Origin of the sequence: Noviherbaspirillum pedocola (genome assembly GCF_016632335.1) — a bacterium.
Lineage (GTDB): Bacteria > Pseudomonadota > Gammaproteobacteria > Burkholderiales > Burkholderiaceae_D > Noviherbaspirillum_A > Noviherbaspirillum_A pedocola.
The window spans coordinates 26,198-43,450 of sequence record NZ_JAEPBG010000025.1 but is presented as its reverse complement, the minus strand read 5'-3'; the positions used below and the strand labels follow the sequence as shown (position 1 = coordinate 43,450).

Annotated in this window: 19 protein-coding genes; 15 read left to right on the top strand and 4 right to left on the bottom strand. The window is 60.7% G+C overall.

Annotation, left to right across the window (positions count from 1 at the left end):
• Window positions 1-28 precede the first annotated feature (28 nt).
• Together JJB74_RS34045 and JJB74_RS29250 are read right to left on the bottom strand one after the other, a co-directional pair.
• On the bottom strand, window positions 29-1,273 hold the full coding sequence (locus JJB74_RS34045; RefSeq protein ID WP_200598087.1) for a diguanylate cyclase domain-containing protein: 1,245 nt from the start codon (window positions 1,271-1,273) through the stop codon (window positions 29-31).
• 365 nt (window positions 1,274-1,638) lie between these two features.
• Window positions 1,639-2,310 (bottom strand): nitroreductase, encoded by a 672-nt coding sequence (locus tag JJB74_RS29250; protein WP_200598086.1) that lies wholly within the window; start codon window positions 2,308-2,310, stop codon window positions 1,639-1,641.
• A 146-nt stretch (window positions 2,311-2,456) separates the two neighbouring features.
• Between JJB74_RS29250 and JJB74_RS29245 the strand changes: the two genes are divergently transcribed.
• The 13 genes from JJB74_RS29245 to JJB74_RS33540 all read left to right on the top strand — a co-directional run bounded on the left by JJB74_RS29245 (window position 2,457) and on the right by JJB74_RS33540 (window position 14,546).
• Complete coding sequence (locus JJB74_RS29245) at window positions 2,457-3,341, top strand: hotdog family protein (RefSeq protein WP_200598085.1); 885 nt, start codon at window positions 2,457-2,459, stop codon at window positions 3,339-3,341.
• 30 nt (window positions 3,342-3,371) lie between these two features.
• A complete protein-coding gene (locus tag JJB74_RS29240; protein WP_200598084.1) occupies window positions 3,372-4,511 on the top strand; it encodes a CaiB/BaiF CoA transferase family protein in 1,140 nt (379 codons plus the stop codon).
• 102 nt (window positions 4,512-4,613) lie between these two features.
• Window positions 4,614-5,795: an acetyl-CoA C-acetyltransferase gene (locus JJB74_RS29235; RefSeq protein WP_200598083.1), complete on the top strand. Its 1,182-nt coding sequence runs from the start codon at window positions 4,614-4,616 to the stop codon at window positions 5,793-5,795.
• Between the two features lie 278 nt (window positions 5,796-6,073).
• Window positions 6,074-6,880: an ABC transporter ATP-binding protein gene (locus tag JJB74_RS29230; RefSeq protein WP_200598082.1), complete on the top strand. Its 807-nt coding sequence runs from the start codon at window positions 6,074-6,076 to the stop codon at window positions 6,878-6,880.
• Window positions 6,864-7,580: an ABC transporter ATP-binding protein gene (locus JJB74_RS29225; RefSeq protein WP_200598081.1), complete on the top strand. Its 717-nt coding sequence runs from the start codon at window positions 6,864-6,866 to the stop codon at window positions 7,578-7,580. The genes JJB74_RS29230 and JJB74_RS29225 overlap by 17 nt, the downstream gene beginning before the upstream one ends.
• A gap of 18 nt (window positions 7,581-7,598) precedes the next feature.
• Entirely contained in the window at window positions 7,599-8,471 is an 873-nt protein-coding gene (locus tag JJB74_RS29220; protein WP_200598080.1) for a branched-chain amino acid ABC transporter permease, read from the top strand.
• A gap of 36 nt (window positions 8,472-8,507) precedes the next feature.
• The gene (locus JJB74_RS29215) at window positions 8,508-9,515 is read left to right on the top strand and encodes a branched-chain amino acid ABC transporter permease (protein WP_200598079.1); all 1,008 of its coding nucleotides are present in this window, start codon (window positions 8,508-8,510) and stop codon (window positions 9,513-9,515) included.
• Window positions 9,516-9,786: 271 nt separating this feature from the next.
• Window positions 9,787-11,421, top strand: a complete 1,635-nt coding sequence (locus JJB74_RS29210) for a 3-(methylthio)propionyl-CoA ligase (RefSeq protein WP_200598078.1) — start codon at window positions 9,787-9,789, stop codon at window positions 11,419-11,421.
• Window positions 11,422-11,463: 42 nt separating this feature from the next.
• Window positions 11,464-11,883 carry a MaoC family dehydratase N-terminal domain-containing protein gene (locus JJB74_RS29205; RefSeq protein ID WP_200598077.1) on the top strand — a complete coding sequence of 140 codons (420 nt, stop codon included), beginning with the start codon at window positions 11,464-11,466 and terminating at the stop codon, window positions 11,881-11,883.
• Window positions 11,876-12,295, top strand: coding sequence for a MaoC/PaaZ C-terminal domain-containing protein (locus JJB74_RS29200; protein ID WP_200598076.1), 420 nt, complete (start codon window positions 11,876-11,878; stop codon window positions 12,293-12,295). The genes JJB74_RS29205 and JJB74_RS29200 overlap by 8 nt, the downstream gene beginning before the upstream one ends.
• A gap of 67 nt (window positions 12,296-12,362) precedes the next feature.
• Window positions 12,363-13,934: a long-chain-fatty-acid--CoA ligase gene (locus JJB74_RS29195; protein ID WP_200598075.1), complete on the top strand. Its 1,572-nt coding sequence runs from the start codon at window positions 12,363-12,365 to the stop codon at window positions 13,932-13,934.
• Window positions 13,935-13,951: 17 nt separating this feature from the next.
• The gene (locus JJB74_RS33545) at window positions 13,952-14,212 is read left to right on the top strand and encodes a hypothetical protein (RefSeq protein ID WP_234484958.1); all 261 of its coding nucleotides are present in this window, start codon (window positions 13,952-13,954) and stop codon (window positions 14,210-14,212) included.
• 136 nt (window positions 14,213-14,348) lie between these two features.
• On the top strand, window positions 14,349-14,546 hold the full coding sequence (locus tag JJB74_RS33540; RefSeq protein ID WP_234484957.1) for a nitronate monooxygenase family protein: 198 nt from the start codon (window positions 14,349-14,351) through the stop codon (window positions 14,544-14,546).
• A gap of 631 nt (window positions 14,547-15,177) precedes the next feature.
• Here JJB74_RS33540 and JJB74_RS29185 read toward each other — a convergent pair.
• Window positions 15,178-15,912 carry a nitroreductase gene (locus JJB74_RS29185; protein WP_325170196.1) on the bottom strand — a complete coding sequence of 245 codons (735 nt, stop codon included), beginning with the start codon at window positions 15,910-15,912 and terminating at the stop codon, window positions 15,178-15,180.
• Between the two features lie 11 nt (window positions 15,913-15,923).
• Entirely contained in the window at window positions 15,924-16,583 is a 660-nt protein-coding gene (locus tag JJB74_RS29180) for a TetR/AcrR family transcriptional regulator (RefSeq protein ID WP_200598074.1), read from the bottom strand.
• 137 nt (window positions 16,584-16,720) lie between these two features.
• On the opposite strand from JJB74_RS29180, the gene JJB74_RS29175 reads away from it, so the two are divergent.
• A complete protein-coding gene (locus JJB74_RS29175) occupies window positions 16,721-16,861 on the top strand; it encodes a hypothetical protein (protein WP_200598073.1) in 141 nt (46 codons plus the stop codon).
• A 94-nt stretch (window positions 16,862-16,955) separates the two neighbouring features.
• Entirely contained in the window at window positions 16,956-17,243 is a 288-nt protein-coding gene (locus JJB74_RS29170; RefSeq protein WP_200598072.1) for a hypothetical protein, read from the top strand.
• The last annotated feature ends 10 nt before the right edge of the window (window positions 17,244-17,253 follow it).

The following is a 17,253-nucleotide window of genomic DNA, read 5'->3' as shown; positions in this document are numbered from 1 at the left end:
AGTAAGCAGTAAGCGACGATGCCGCTCATCAAATTGACGATGAAGTTAGCATATGAACGATGCTGCGTATGCCAGTATGAATCAGAGAGCTCATGTCGGTTGCGTGCTCTGGGTAATAACTGATGCCGATCGACGGCGAAAGCGACAACTCTAGGTTGCTGATTAGAAAGGGCTGACTGATGTTTTCTATAACGTGTTGGGCGACGATTGCGGCTGGATAGCGGCCTGCGTCAACGTGCGGAAGGACGATGACGAATTCATCACCTCCTATCCGTCCCACCACGTCCTCCTGTCGTGTGCAACCGATGAGCCGCCTTCCGACCTCCTGCAAGACGCGGTCGCCGATCTCGTGTCCATAGATATCGTTGATTGGCTTGAATCGGTCGAGATCGATAAACATAAGCGCACCGCGGCTATGATTCCGACTGGCTGCCGCGATGAGATGGCTACCATATTCGAATAGCAGTGCCCGATTCGGCAGGCCGGTCAGCGGGTCGTGCAGCGCGGCCTCGCGTACACGTTGTTCAGCCAGCTTGCGCTCGTTGAAATCGGTATGCATGCCTACCAGGCGGGTTGCCCTGCCGTGCGCGTCACGCTCAACGCTCGTGGCCTGAGAAAGAATCCAGCGCCAGCTACCATCCTTCGCGCGCAGACGCAGCTCACGCCAGTAACTCTCTCGCCGGCCTGCAATCACATCGTCAATCATTTCCCGTACGCCCGGGAGGTCTTCCTCGTGAATGAGAGAAATCCATTCAGAGGAGGTTATGATCTCTCCAGGTTCGTATCCCAACATCGAAAAGACCAAGTCGCTGGCTGGAATGATCTCCTGCGTAGCGGTGTCCATATCCCACACGGCCGTTCCGGCCGCTTTCAAAGCCAAGGTAAGCCGCTTCTCACTTTTCTGGAGCGCGGCAACTGCCCTGACTTCATTCGTAACTTCAATTGTCGTGTGGTGGATGCACAATAATTCCCCATCCGGGGAGAAAACTGGAGTGTTGGAAGCGTTCCAGAAACGTTCCTCGAAAATGACTTTGCCATTCGGCATTGTTTTCTTGATAGGGAAACGCTGAGCTGCCAGATGCTGGACTTCCCCGGTAGACACCGCTTTCGCAATCGACTGGCGCAAAGCCTCAATCCCAGTGTCTTCCGCGTCAGCCGGGTTATCCGGAAACACCTCGAACAACCCCTTTCCGACCATGTCTTCTCGTGTCAGCGAGACGCGGCGCAGGAAGGAATCATTAACATCCAGAATGGTGACTTCCGCTGTAGGCACCAAAAGGTAGGCGCCAATGGGCGAGTTCTTGAAGACTCGTTAATAAAGCGATGGGTGAAACATGGACTGGTCAGTACTTCGTCAATGCTATATTTGCAACATCATTCCCGTTCGTTTTAGCGAAAGTATTAGGGAAAGACTATCTTGTAATAGACGCAATCCCGCGCATTGGTTCCCAATTGAGGGACCTTCTACGAACCCTTCAATAAGCAGACATTAGATCCCCTAGGGCAGCGACCGCTTTTAGCGGAAACCGAACTTCAGGGAAATTCCACAAGGCGGGTTCCTTACAGAAGTGACAAAAAGGCATCAGCCGAGTTGTGTTACCTCCTGTATGCGCCGAGTGCCCATTACGATCCCTGCTTTCATTGCTCGATGAACTGCGCAAACTCTCCTAGCTCAGCCCGCTTTGCCACTACCCGATTCGCCGGCGCTTCGGGGTCGGCATAGCCGATCGCCATGCCGGTGAATAGCATCTGCTCCGCCGGAGTGCCTAGGAACTCTGCAATCGTCTGTGGGTAGGTGGCCCAGCACTCCTGCGGGCAGCTATCTAAGCCTTCTGCGCGCAGAAGCAGCATCACGTTTTGCAGGAACATGCCGAGGTCGGACCATTGCGGCGGCCCCATGCGGCGGTCGACGGTGCAGAACAGGCCGACCGGCGCGCCGAAGAACTGGTAATTTCGGGCGAACCACTTCCGGCGCGCTGCCTTGTCCTCGCGCGGGATGGCGAGCTGCGCATACAGGTCTTCGCCGATCTGAAACCGGCGGTCGCGGTAGGGTGCCACCAGCTCCTTGGGATAAATATCGTACTCAATAGCCTCACCCTGCGGCGCATCCTCCACGCGATGCTGCATGATCGCCTTGAGGCGCTGCATCGCCGCGCCGGATATTACTTTAATGTGCCAAGGCTGCAGGTTGCCGCCGCTCGGCGCACGCGCGGCTGCCGCAAGAATCCGCGGCATCACGCCCACCGGAACCGGTGTGTTGAGAAAGCCACGCACCGAGCGACGCGAGCGGATCGCTTCATAGACGTCCATGTTTTCTCCTTGACGAGGGGTGCACTATAAGAATTCGAGGATGGCTGCAGCATAGGGCTGCCTGCGCAGCTGATCAATCGTCCGTTCCGACGATGCCGGCACGAGGTTGCATCCCTACCATGGCAACATCAAACGTAAGGAAGCCGATGAAAGGCAATGCATGGCGGCAGAACCCGGGCTATTACCGCTTCGGCGCCAATCTTTCAACCCGCTACTTCGACATGGACTTGGAGCGGCATATGAATAACGTGGCGCTGCAGGGATTACACGGCAAGGGACGCATGTTGCTCCATGTGGAACTATTCGGTCGCAACGATTTGCTCGCGATGACCGCTGCGGTACGGCCGGTATCCTTTGCCACTGATTCCCTAAAAGTCAGTCATTTCCCTATGCCGTTACGCTGCGGGGTCAGCCTGACTGGTATAGACGTGCATGGCTATACCTTAGCCAGCGTGCTGTTCCAAGAGGAGCGTTGCGTTGGCTTGCAGGAGTGCCGCATGGCGGCCTGGAAAGACGGCCATGCAGTGCTGCTGCCGGAACAGGTTCGTACGCGGCTAGAGTCCTTCGCTCGCCAGTTGGAAGACTCAATTAAGCCCAACGGTGCGACCTCTGTTCAGGCGGAGTATCCGTGGAGCCTGTCACTTAGCTCCCGCTACGGCGACCTCGATGCCGATGGCCTCCTGTCTGAGCCTGCGCTGGCGCGCTACGTGGAGCAGGCGCGGGTGAGCACGCTTGATGACGTCATGGCTCGCTCCGGCGAAGACTCGGAGTGCGGTGCGCTCGGCTTGCTGGTTGCCCATGTCGGCATTCGCGTATTGCACCATGTGCCGCCGTCACTGTCTTTTGCACTCGCTATTATGGTGTCGCGCGTTGGTGTCTATAGTGGCAACGAGTGCATTGCGGTGGCAGAGAATGTAATGGTATTTGTCGACCGCGCAGTGGCCGGCCGGTTGAAATTCCGGACGCCGTGCGGACGCAGCAGCTGCAGCCCGGCGCACCGCAGCTTGCGTAAGTTGGACTTTCGCAGCTAATTGAACATTGAGGCAAAAAAGGAGGATGCCATGGCAGGTCCGTTATCCGGATTGAAAGTGATTGAGATGGTCGGGCTTGGCCCCGCGCCTTTCTGCGCGATGTTGCTCGCCGACATGGGCGCAGAAGTGATTCGCATCGACCGGCCTCGCAAGGGCTTCAGCGGGCAGGATGAAGCCCGTTTCGAAATCTTGGCGCGCGGGCGGCGCTCGCTGGCGCTTGACCTGAAGAAGCCGGGCGCGGCCGAAGCGGTGCTTGACTTAGTAGAGCAAGCCGACGCTCTGATTGAGGGCTTCCGCCCGGGAGTGATGGAACGCTTAGGCCTTGGGCCCGACGCCTGCCAGGCGCGCAATCCGCGCCTGGTGTACGGGCGCATGACCGGCTGGGGCCAGCATGGCCCCTTGGCGCAGGCAGCCGGGCACGACATCAACTACATTGCGATCTCCGGCGCGCTGCATGCGATCGGCCGCCCCGACGAGCCGCCGACGGTGCCGCTTAATTACATCGGCGACTTCGGCGGAGGCGCCATGCTGCTGGCCGTCGGCGTGCTGTGCGCACTGCTGAAGGTGCGTGGCGGCGGCAAGGGCGAGGTAGTGGACACCGCCATGACCGATGGTGCAGCGCTGCTGTCGGCGATGATGTATGGCATGAAGGCCGCCGGTTCCTGGAGCAACCAGCGCGGCGAGAACCTGATTGATGGCGGAGCGCACTTCTATGGCACCTACGCTTGCGCTGACGGTAAGCATGTCGCCATCGGCTCGATTGAGCCGCAGTTCTATGCGCTGCTGCTGAAACACTGCGGCCTCGACGATCCGGCTTTCCGCGAGCAATTGGACCAGCGAAGCTGGCCGATGCTCAGGAACCGCTTGGCCGATGTCTTCAAGACCCGTACCCGCGATGAGTGGTGCTCACTGATGGAAGGCACCGACATCTGTTTCGCTCCCGTGCTGGACTGGGATGAGGCGCCGCGCCATCCCCACAACCAAGCACGCGGCACCTTCATCGAGATCGACGGGGTAATGCAACCGGCACCCGCGCCGCGTTTCTCAGACAGCGTACCGGATGAACCAATGCCGCCGGCTCGCGCCGGCGAGCATAGCGAGGCAGTTTTGGCCGACTGGGGCTTCAGCCGGCTACGCATCAATGAGCTGAAAGAAAGAGGCGTCCTCTAAATCGTCGTTTCGGACGACCCGACCTGCCGCCGTTCGGCGAATAATGCGGCAATGGCGATCGCGTGCCGAGCAATCTCAATCAATTACTTTCGAGGAAAAGACATGGCAGAAGCCTACATCATCGCCGCAGTACGGACCGCCGGCGGCAAGCGAGGCGGCAAGCTTTCCGGTTGGCATCCGGTGGATCTGGCAGCCAAGGTGCTGGATGAGCTGTTGGACCGCACTGGCATCGACCCGGCGCTGGTCGAAGACGTGATCATGGGCTGCGTGAGCCAAGTCGGCGAGCAGTCCACCAACGTGGCGCGCAATGCGGTACTGGCCTCGAAGCTGCCGGAGTCGGTGCCGGGCACCTCGGTGGATCGCCAGTGCGGTTCGTCGCAGCAGGCACTGCATTTCGCCGCCCAGGCGGTGATGTCCGGCAGTATGGACGTGGTCATTGCCGCTGGCGTCGAGAGCATGACCCGGGTGCCGATGTTCACCCCGAGCGCGCTGCCGCAGAAGAACGGCCTGGGCTACTACATGAGTCCGAACATCAGGAAGCGCTATGCCGGCGTGGGCGACTTCAGCCAGTTCATGGGTGCGGAGATGATCGCCAAGAAGTACGGCCTGACCAAGGATGCGCTCGACCAGTATGCGTATGACACCCACCAGCGCGCTATCGTCGCCACCCGCGAAGGCTTGTTCAAGGAGGAGATCCTGCCGGTGGAAGTGCGCAACGCCGACGGCGCCGGCACTGGCGAGCTGCACAGCGCCGACGAGGGCATCCGCTTCGACGTCACCAAGGACGGCATCGCCGGCGTCAAGCTGCTGCAGGAAGGCGGCGTGATCACCGCCGCCAATGCCAGCCAGATTTGCGACGGCGCCACCGGTGTCATGGTAGTGAGTGAGAAGGCCTTGAAGACGCTGGGCGTGCAGCCGCTGGCGCGCATCCACCATATGACCATGATCGGCGATGACCCGGTGATCATGCTTGAGGCACCGATCCCGGCAACGATGCAGGCGCTCAGCAGGGCTGGCATGAACATCGACGACATCGACCTGTTTGAGGTCAACGAAGCCTTCGCGCCGGTGCCGATGGCCTGGCTGCAGGTGACCGGCGCCGACCCGGCGCGGCTGAACGTCAACGGCGGCGCGATTGCGCTCGGCCACCCGCTTGGCGCTTCCGGCACCAAGCTGATGACGACGCTGGTGCATGCGCTGAAGAAGCGCGGCAAGCGCTATGGACTGCAGACCATGTGCGAGGGCGGCGGCATGGCTAACGTCACCATCATTGAACGCCTGTAGAAGTGTGTAGCGCGGTACCGTCTCGCGCCTGCAGTACTGGAAGCGCTTCCAGGGTAAGACAAAACTTAGCTACTGGTTCCCTCTCTCTACAAGGGAGAGGGTAGTGTGGGAGTAGTGCGGTCGATTCGACAGCATAGCGGGTACAACCTGCTCACTCCCATCCTCGCATTTCAGAAAAAGGAAAAGTGGCAGGTAGCCAGGGCGCGGACTTGCATCACGGGAGCACCGAGCGGCGCTCGGTAGCGGCCCACGCCCAAATCCATTAAGGACGCGGCATCATGGCAACACACCATAATAACGACGGAGACACCCCCCTGCTCGCCATTGACGGCATATCGGTCCGCTTCGGCGGTATCGTCGCTCTCGACGGCGTGTCCTTCACGGTCCAGCCAGGGCAGATATGCGCCCTGATAGGGCCAAATGGCGCGGGCAAGAGTACTCTTTTTAATTGCCTTTCACGCATTTATCCCTGTGGCAGCGGTGGCATTGCCTTCAACGGCGAAGCGCTGGCCAAACTGCCGCGTTACCGCATGGCTGGCATCGGCATCGGCCGCACGTTCCAGAATCTAGCGCTGTTTCGCAGCATGACGGTGCGCGACAATGTGCTCATGGGTTGCCACAGCCGCCATCACGCCGGATTCTTTCGCGCCATGTTCCGCCTTCCCGGCGCTGAGCGCATTGAAAGCGAATCGGCGCGGCGCACCGACGAGCTAATTACCTTCCTCGATTTGGAACCGGTAGCGGACCGCGTCGTCGCCGACCTGCCGTTCGGCACACAGAAGCGCGTCGAACTCGGCCGTGCGCTAGCCGCCGAGCCTAAGCTGCTCCTGCTGGACGAACCAGCGTGTGGCCTCAATCATGAAGAACTGCACTCGCTCGGCGAACTAATCTGCGCCATTCGCGATCGCTTCGGCATTACCGTGTTGCTGGTGGAGCATCACATGAGCTTGGTGATGGGCATTGCCGACAAGGTGGTCGTGCTCAATTTCGGCCGCAAGATTGCTGAAGGCACACCGGGCGAGGTGCGGTCCCATCCAGAAGTAATTCAGGCTTATCTCGGGGGAGACCATGCCCAACCTGCTTGAAATCAAGGAGTTGCATGCCGCCTACGGCACCACCGGCGTATTGCACGGCATCAGCATGAACCTTCGCGAAGGCTCGATAACTACGCTGCTCGGCGCTAACGGCGCCGGCAAGACCACTACCCTGCGGGCACTGTGCCAGATGATGGTTTCTACACGCGGGTCGATCCAGCTTGGCGGCAAGCGCACCGACGGCCGCGCTACTGAAGACATCGTTCGCCTCGGCGTGGCTCATGTGCCCGATGGGCGAGGGACCTTCCATGCCCTGAGCACCGAGGAAAATCTCAAGCTTGGTGCCTACCTACGGCGCGACAAGGCCGCCGTAGCGGACGACTTTGAGCGGGTGTATTCCTATTTCCCGCGGTTGAGGGAGCGGCGCCAGCAACAGGCGGGCACGCTTTCCGGTGGCGAGCAGCAGATGCTGGCCATTGGCCGAGCGCTGATGTCGCGTCCGCGCTTGCTGCTGCTCGATGAACCTTCCTTCGGCTTGGCGCCCCTGATCGTGCGCGACATCTTCGAAATCATGAAACGCATCAACCAGGAAGAAAAAGTTTCGATCTTGCTGGTGGAGCAGAACGCCACGCTGGCGCTGGAGGTGGCTGACGCCGTCTATCTGCTGGAAACCGGACGCATTGTACTGAGTGGCACCCCGCAGGACGTGCGCGACAACGACGCGGTGCGCCGCGTCTATCTCGGCGAATAGAGCAAGAGGAGAACCCAAATGGAAGCCTTACTGCACCAGCTACTAGCGGGCCTGGCCACCGGCGGCATCTACGCCAGTGTGGCTCTGGCGCTGGTGATGATTTACCAGTCCACCCGCCATGTAAACTTCGCCCAGGGTGAGATGGCGATGTTTTCCACCTACCTGGCCTGGGTGCTGATCCAAGCCGGATTGCCCTATTGGTGGGCGTTCGTCGCCACGGTGGCGCTTTCCTTCGCTCTTGGCGCGCTGGTCGAGATCGCGGTGATCCGGCCGGTACGCAACGCGCCGGTGCTGTCGGTGGTGGTAGTGTTCATCGGCCTGCTGGTGATCTTCCACAGCTTGGCCGGCTGGCTGTTCGGCTATACCATCAAGCAGTTCCCGAGCCCCTTCCCGAGCGACGCCTGGTATGGCAGCACTTACATGTCGCCGCACGAGATAGGGGCGATTGCCGTCACGCTATCAGTGATGGCACTGCTGTTCCTGTTCTTCCGTTTCACGCCGCTCGGTCTAGCCATGCGCGCCGCCGCCGAGAACCCGGTGTCCTCCCGCCTGGTCGGCATCAACGTAAGCCGCATGCTCATGCTCGGATGGGGCTTGGCTGGGGCGGTTGGCGCAATCGGCGGCATGATGGTGGCACCCGTGGTGTTTCTTGATCCGCACATGATGAGTGGTGTGCTGATCTATGCTTTTGCTGGGGCGCTGATCGGCGGCATCGATAACCCAGCCGGCGCTGTGCTGGGCGGCTTCATCGTCGGTGTGCTAGAAAATCTCATCGGCACTTACGTTGTCGGTACCGAGCTCAAACTTTCGGTGGCGCTGGTGTTGATTGTGCTGGTGCTGAGCGTGCGCCCGTCTGGGCTTCTCGGACGAACCATCGTCACTAAGGTGTAACTGCCTTTCACCAACTCCACCGATGAGCGACCGAGCATGAATTCATTACCTACCGTTTCCGCCAGCACTGACCTCGCCAGCGCTGCAAGCACCCGAAGGCGCCTTCTGCCGCGGGCCGTGTTGGTCGGCTTGCTTCTGGTCGTCGCCGCCGCCTTCCCGTTCCTGGCCAAGGGCTACGTGATCTTCCAAGCCACCATGGTGCTGTCCTACGCGGTAGCGCTGCTTGGTCTCAACATTGTGACCGGATACAACGGTCAAATTTCGCTCGGGCACGGCGCCTTTTACGCCATTGGCGCCTATACCAGTGCAATCCTCATGGAGCAAGCTGGGATGCCATACTGGGCGACGGTTCTAGCGGCCGGCGTGGTGTGCCTGGTTGCCGGTTACGTGTTTGGGCTGCCTGCTCTGAAGCTTGAGGGCCTGTATCTCGCGCTGGCCACCTTCGCGCTGGCGGTGGCTACACCGCAGTTGCTCAAATACAAGCACCTGGAGTCGTGGACCGGGGGCGTACAAGGCATCGTCTTGATGAAGCCGGACGCGCCGCTCGGCCTGCCACTGAGCCAGGACCAGTGGCTCTATCTGTTCTCGCTGGCAGTGGCGCTGGTGATGTTTTGGCTCGCGCACAATCTGCTGGGCAGCGGAGTAGGCCGTGCCATTGTCGCTATTCGTGACAATCCGATCGCCGCCGAAACCATGGGCGTCAACAACCGCCACTACAAGGCCTCGGTGTTTGGCGTTTCCGCTATGTACACCGGCATCGGCGGCGCGCTTTCAGCGATCGCGGTGCAGTTCGTGGCGCCTGACTCCTTCACCATGTTTCTGTCGATTTCGCTTTTGGTTGGCATCGTGGTCGGTGGTATCGGCACCATTTCTGGTGCCATCTACGGCGCGGTGTTCATCATGTTCGTGCCCAGCGCCGCAGAGAAGGTGTCCAAGGCCGCGCCGTGGGCGGTTTACGGTCTGGTTTTGATTCTATTCGTATTCGTAATGCCAGGCGGCGTCGCTGGACTGCTGCGTAAGCTTCGGCAGCGCCGATCCGCCTGAAATCTGTCGCTCCCGATGGCCTTTGCCTGCGATCCGAATCGATTATGGCTTTACATGCGCATCATGCTTGGATCACGACTAGGATCCGTCTGCCGGTCAACACCGTGCAGGCGGTACGCTTGAGCGAAAAAGAGTTCGATTCGCTCGGCAAGCCAGCGAGGGCTAAGATCAAGTCCCTATAAAAATGTAGAAGTGTGCAGCGGCAGCACCTGGAGCGCTCACATGCCCGCTGCTAATCAGGATAACCACCCATTCAAGAGAGGAAGACGCCGTGTTAGGACTAATGCAAGACCGCCCGCTACTAATCTCGTCGCTGATCGAGCATGCCGCCACGTACCACCCGGATCGTGAGATCGTGTCGCGCACTGTGGAAGGCCCGATCCACCGCAGCAATTATGCCGAGATCCACCGTCGTTCAAAGCGCGTGGCCAATGCCATGAAAGCGCTCGACATCGGCTTCTCCGACCGGGTCGGCACCTTGGCCTGGAACACCCACCGCCACCTGGAACTGTATTTCGGCGTCTCCGGTTCGGGAGCTGTTCTACATACCGTCAACCCGCGCCTGTTCCCGGAGCAGATCGAATACATCGTTAACCATGCCGAGGACAAGGTACTCTTCTTCGATATCACCTTCGCCGCGCTGGTGGAAAAGCTGGCACCGAAGCTGACGACGGTGCGCAGCTTCATCGCCATGACGGATCGCGCCCACATGCCCGCCATCGACGTGCCTAACCTGCGCTGCTACGAGGACCTGCTTGCCGAGCAGAGCCAAGACTACGCCTGGCCGAAATTCGAGGAGCGAACAGCGTCGAGCCTGTGCTATACCTCCGGCACCACCGGCAACCCGAAGGGCGTGCTGTACTCGCACCGCTCGACGGTGCTGCATTCGCTGATGGAGTGTGCGCTGGATACCTTCGGCGCGTGTTCCTCGATGTGCGCCCTGTTGGCAGTGCCGATGTTTCACGCCAACGCTTGGGGCATGCCGTATGCTCTCAGCATGGTCGGTGCCAAAGTGGTGATGCCGGGTCCGCACCTTGACGGCAAGAGCATGTACGAACTCATGCGCGACGAAGGCGTGACCTTCTCACAGGCTGTGCCGACTGTTTGGCTGATGCTATTCCAATATCTTGATGAGCATCCCGAGATTGACATGAAGACTGTTGGGCTGCACGGAGTCGGCGTCGGCGGCGCAGCTACGCCACGCGTCATGATCGAGCGCTTCGAAAACAGCTTTGGCGCCGACTTCGTGCAGGGGTGGGGAATGACCGAGACCAGCCCGATCGGTGTCATCGGCCGTCTTCTGCCCAAGCATGCTGCGCTTTCCAAGGAGGAGCGGATCGGCATCAAGATGAAGGCAGGCAGGGCGGTCTGGGGCGTGGGCCTGAAGATCGTCAGTGACGGCGGCGAGGAACTGCCGCACGATGGCGTGGCATACGGCCATCTGCATGTGCGCGGGCCGTGGGTCGCCAGCGGGTACTTCAGGCATGATGCTCAAGTGTTGGACGAAGACGGTTGGTTCCCCACCGGCGACATCGCTACCATTGATTCGGACGGCTACTTACAATTGGTAGACCGCGCCAAGGATGTGATCAAATCGGGCGGCGAGTGGATTTCCTCGATCGACCTGGAGAACATCGCCATTGGCCATCCAGCCATTCAGGAAGCGGCCATCATTGCGGCTTCCCATCCGAAGTGGCAGGAACGGCCGCTGCTGCTGGCGGTCAAGCGTCCTGGCAAGCAGGTCACGCGAGAGGAATTACTGAGCTACGTCGGCGAGCGGGTGGCCAAGTGGTGGATACCCGACGATGTGGTGTTCGTCGATGCGCTACCGCATACCGCCACCGGCAAGCTGCTTAAGACCAAGCTGCGCGAGCAGTTTCGCGACTATCGCCTGCCCACCGCTTAAAGGTGGTTCGGTCCGGATAGCCTAGCACGTGACGGAGAAGCGATGATCGACAGAAAGCAGATCGGACGCATCGTCTGCCGCCATCGCGCGGCGGCGGAGCCGGGGCGGCTACGGCTGTTCGCTAAGGCGATCGGCGAGACCTACTCTTACTGGGAAGCAGGCGAGCGGCTGCCATTGCCGCCGACCTTTCTATTTTGCCTAGAGATGGAGCGGCCTGACCCCTGCGACTGGTTCGCCAGCGTCGGGCTGGAACTGCCGAAGCTTCTGCATGGCGAACAGCGCTTTGCCTACCACCGGCCCTGCTTCTGCGGCGACGTGCTGACGTTCGAGTCGCGCATCGACGACGTCTTTGAAAAGAAGGGCGGTCTGATGGAATTTCTAGTCAAGAGCACGCGAGTGACAGATGAGTCTGGCGCGCCAGTGGCCGACCTGCATGCCCTGATCATCCAGCGCCATGGCTGAAGTGCTCCCACTGCCGGACTTCGACGCACTTGCTGTCGGCCAGAGCCTGCCGGAGTTGGCGCTACCGCCCCTCAGCCGCGTGACGATGGCGCTTTATGCCGGCGCTTCTGGCGACCACAATCCCATTCATATTGACATTAGTGCCGCCCGCGCTGCCGGTGAGCAGGACGTGTTCGCGCACGGCATGCTGGTCATGGCATGGGGCGGCCGGCTGCTTTCCGCTTGGGTACCGGCGGAACGCATCCGCAGCTTCGAAGTGCGTTTCACTGGCATGACCCGTCCGGGCGAGCGGATCATTTGCAGCGGCGAGGTGGTGGAGAAACGGACGGATCGGTCGGTGCTGGTGCGCCTGCGGGCCTGTAGTGACGAGGGCGACGTGAAGGTCGTCGGCAGCGCGGTGCTGGCGTTGTGAAAGGTGGGCTTTCGGATAGACATCCGATTTATACCGATGCGATCAGGATAACAACAGAGGAGGTATCATGACCTACACCACGTTCCATGGTGCCGTCGCCACCATCGCGCACGCGATGCCGGAACAGATCGCTTACCGCACGCCGCTGCGCACCCTGCGCTTTGCCGACGTCGAGCGCGAGACCAATCGCATCGCCAATGGTTTGGTTACCCTCGGCATCGGCAAAGGCGACCGGGTGGCATGCCTCACCAGGCACATGGCGGAATGCACGCTACTGGTGATCGCGGCGCAGAAAGTCGGTGCGGTCTGCATGCCGGTTAATTGGCGACTGGCGCCGAGCGAAGTGGAGTACATTGTCAACCATGGGGAAGCGGTGTTCCTCATGGCCGACGGCGAGTTTCTGCCGCTGCTTGACAAGGTCGCCCTCCCGCGCGTGCGCAAGACACTGACCACGCTTCCAGGCGCAAATCGGGAATCGCTCGCCGAATGGAATAGCGAGTTCGAAGATGCCTCACCGGTGTACCAAGCCGGCCTGCAGGATGTGGCTCTACAGCTGTATTCGTCGGGTACCACTGGGCTGCCGAAGGGGGTGGAACTCTCGCACCGCAACCTGATCGGCGTTTGCGAGACGGTTCGCGGGCTGTTCGGCTACGGCAAGCGGCCGACGGTAACGCTCAACGTCGCGCCGACCTTCCACATCGGCGGGCTGGGCTTGTCCTTCGTCGTGCTCTACAACGGCGGCGCCAGCGTTACCTACCCGGAGTTCGTGCCAGCGCAGGTGGTAGCGGCGTTCACTCAACACCGCGTGACCCATTCCTTCCTGGTGCCGGCCATGATCCACGCGCTGTTGCAGGTGCCAAGCGTGGAGAAGACCGATTTTTCGGCGTTGCGGGTGATCGGCTACGGCGCCGCGCCGATCAGCGAGACGGTGTTGAGCGAGGCGCTACGCCTATTCCGCTGCAAGTTCGTGCAGAACTACGGCCTTACCGAAACCACCGGAGCGGTGGTGGCACTGACGCCGGAAGACCATGATCCGAACGGCCCGCGCGCCTTCCTTTTGCGCGCGGCGGGAAAGGCCTGCGCAGGTGTCGAACTGCGCATCGTTGACATCGCTACTGGAGAAAATCTGCCGGACGGGCAGATCGGCGAGGTATGGATCCGTTCGCCGCAGAACATGATTGGCTACTGGCATAACGAAAAGGCGACGCGGGAAGCTTATCCAGAGGGGAAGGTGGACGGTGTGGGCTGGTTCCGTACCGGCGATGCCGGCTCGCTGCGGGACGGCTATTTGTTCATCGAGGACCGCATCAAGGACATGATCATTTCCGGCGGCGAGAACATCTATCCGGTGGAGGTGGAGAACGTGCTGATGAAGCATCCGTTGGTGCTCGACTGCGCGGTGATCGCGGTGCCCGACGAGAAGTGGGGCGAGGCGGTCAAGGCGTGCGTGATCCCGCGGCCGGGCGCCCGGCTAGAGGAAGCCGAGGTGATCGATTTTTGCCGGGAGCGGCTGGCACACTTCAAGTGCCCGCGATCGGTGGACGTGATGGACAGCCTGCCGCGCAACCCGAGCGGAAAACTCTTGAAGAACTTATTGAGGAAGCCGTATTGGGAAGGAAAGACCAGGAATGTTAACTGATTGCGTCAGAGAATTTCATGGATCTTTCTGCACGACGCGACAACATCCCGTCCGGTACATCCCGGCTGCCGACGCGTATTGCCCGGCGCTTGCGCTTGCCTTTAATCGCTGCACCGATGTTTACGTTGTCCGGTCCGAACCTCGTGATTGCCGCCTGCAGGAGCGGCGTAATCGGCGCCTTTCCGACCGCCAATGCGCGCACGCCTGACGAACTTGATGCCTGGCTGGATTACATCTGCAAACAGCTCAAAAGGGCGGATAACCAATTGGCGCCCTAGTGCGCCAATTGGTTATCCGCCAGCCGCGCATGGACCGAGACTTGGAGGTACTGTTGCGGCATCGCCCCGAATTGCTGATCACCAGTGTCGGGTCGCCGGTATCGGTGGTGGCGCCGCTGCACGCGTCGGCTGTCTGGTGTTCGCCGATGTCGGCAGCGTCGCGCACGCGCCTAAGGCGCTGGAAGCGGGAGTCGATGGCCTGGTGCTGCTCTCCGCCGGTGCGGGCGGAAATACCGGATGGCTGAATAGCTTTGCCTTCGTGCGTGCAGTACGCGGTTTCTATGGCGGCCCTCTGGTGCTGGCGGGTGGCATCAGCGACGGCGCTGCACTGTAGGCAGTCCGTTTACTCGGCTGCGACCTCGCCTACAGGGGCGCCAAGTTCATCGATACCGCCGAAAGCATGGCTGCCGACGATTACAAGCGCATGGTATGTAATGCCGACGCCGATGATGTGCTGCTTACCCCGCTTTTAATGGCCTATCGAGCAGCATGCTGCGGCCGTCCATCGTAGCCGCCGGCCTAGACCCTGAACTGATTTGAAGAGCAAGTGACGCCGGGGGAAGCGGCGAAACTCTACGGTCGCGAAGCGCCGGCGCTAGGCATGAAGCGGTGGAGCAATATATGGTCGGCCGGACATTCGGTATCGGGCGTTACCGGCGTCATGCACGTGGCGGAACTGGTTGCTGCGACCGCGTGGGAGTATGCCAGCGCTAAAGCGGACAGCGCCCCGCTCTGACCGGCCTCAGCACCGCAAGCGGACCGCCTGCGATGCACCAAGCTGTTACAAGGAGAATTCCAGTACAACGCCTCTCAACTAGTGCCAGCCTACTTGCAGGAGTCGTGCGCAAGCGGTTTGCGATGTTGCGGACTGGACCTAGTCGGAATATTTTGTCATTTCGAACCACAGCGCTGGCACCGTCGGTGACTTCAAGGGCAGCGTGCGCCGCCGGCATGTCTGTCAATGCCTAATCGTAGCGCCGCACCATCTCGCCAAGCGGTTCGCGCTCGGTGACGAGCTGGTTTTCCGGCGCATTGTGATCCCTGTAGCCGAGTGCCATGCCGCAGACCACCAAGTCGTCCGTCGCCAAACCGAGTTGGTCCACGATTTCATCTGCGAACTGGATGAACATGCCCTGTGGGCAGGTATCGAGCCCATTCGCGGCTGCGGCCAGCATGATGTTCTGCATCAGCATGCCGACGTCGAGATAGCTGGATGCCGACATGAACTCTTTGAGCGTGAAAAGCAGCCCGACCGGCGCGCCAAAGAAATCCAGGTTGCGGCGGTGCTGGGAATGCATGCGCGCGGAATCGCCGCGGCCGATGTCAAGCAGGCCGTACAAGTCCCAGCCCACCTTGCGGCGCCGGCCCAAGTAAGGCTGCGGCCAGTCTACGCTCTTGTACTCGCGCTGCCCCATTCGTTCCGGGTCGTCGAACACAGCCTGTAGGCGAGCCGTCAGTGTGTCTTTGCTGCGTCCCGTTAGCACATGCACCTGCCACGGCTGGGTATTGGTGCCGGAAGGAGCGCGCAGTGCGACCTCGAGAATCTCGTCGAGGAGCGCCTGTGGCACCGGAGTATTCAAGAAGCCGCGGATCGAGCGCCGGGTGCGCATGGCGCCGTAGACCGCTTGCACGTCGGCGGTCGTCGCAATGCTGGTCTGCGCGGTCGCTTGAGTGAAGCTGGCAGGATTGTAGGCGGACACAGGCTTGTTCCTTATAGTTGCTTGGTGGTGGCGGCGGAAGGTTTGCCCTCGAGCAGCGCCAGCACAGTATCGGTGAGGTTGTCCATGGTGTAGGCGGCGTCCCAGAACCCGTGCCCGCCGACGCCGGCCGCATCCAGCGCGGCCTCGCGCGCCGACAGTGTAGCGTTGAGGTACAGGCCCATGAAAACCAAGCGCTGGTTGAGCACTGCTGCCGGCAGACTCGGGAGTAGGGCGCGGATGTGCGCAAGGCAGCGCTGGTAGCCGGTGTTCCAGGTGTTGTCGAGCGCGGCCAGAAACAGGTCACGGTGGTTCATCTGCAGCCAAGCAATGAAGCGCAGATAAGTATGGTCCTCGAGGCCGTCTTCCGGTCCGAAGGTGGAGCGCACCAGAACGTCCACCACCTTGCGCAGGGTCAGCGAGCCGCGCGCCGCTTCCAGACCATCGAGCATGGCGTTGCGGCGCTCGTTGATGGCCTTGGCGCCATCGACCACCAGTTCGCTCACCAGCGCTTCCTTGCTGCGAAAGTAATAGTTGATCGAGCCGCTGTTGCGTTGCTCGGCTGCTGCGGCAATGTCGCGCACCGATACGCCGTCAATGCCGCGCAGCGCAAATAGGCGCCGCGCTGCGACCTTGATGATATTTCGGGTGTCTTCGCCTTTCATGCTTGACATGATCCCATCTCAAAAATTATAAAGCAAGCGGATAAATCATCCGCTTTAATTGTCAATCCACCATACTCGGCCCAAATCGGCGGCGGCTCGGTTCTGCGCTCACCCGCAGCAACGCCAACCACCCTGCTGAGACACGTATGCAGATCGATCTCGATACGGCCCTGGCATTCCAGGAGCAGCTCGACCGGATCGAACACTTCGTGCGCGAGGAGGTCGAGCCGCTCGACCACGTGCTGGGCGACCGCTGGGACGTTCACAACCCGCCAACGACCGCCTAGTGCGACCGCTGCAGGCACAGGTAAAGCAGCGCGGGCTGTGCGTCTGCCACGTCGGTCCGGAGGTCTCGGCTTTGGCCAGATTAAGCTGGCGCTCATGAGCGAGATCCTCGGCCGCTCCCGCTTCGGCCCGGTGGTATCTGGCTGTCAGGCACCCGATACCGGCGATGCCAAGATCCTCGCCCACTACATGCCTTCTTTGAACGATGCAAACGCGAGCGCGGTATTGGATTCGCAGGATGCTGAGTTCAGGGCGGCGGTGCGTCAATTCCTCGCGCGTGAATTGATGCCCGAGCTGCGCGAAACCGGGCGACGTTGCGCCGGCATATACAGCGACTACCTAAAAGTCGTTCGCTGGCACCGCATACTGGCGAAACAAAGTTAGAGCGTTCCGC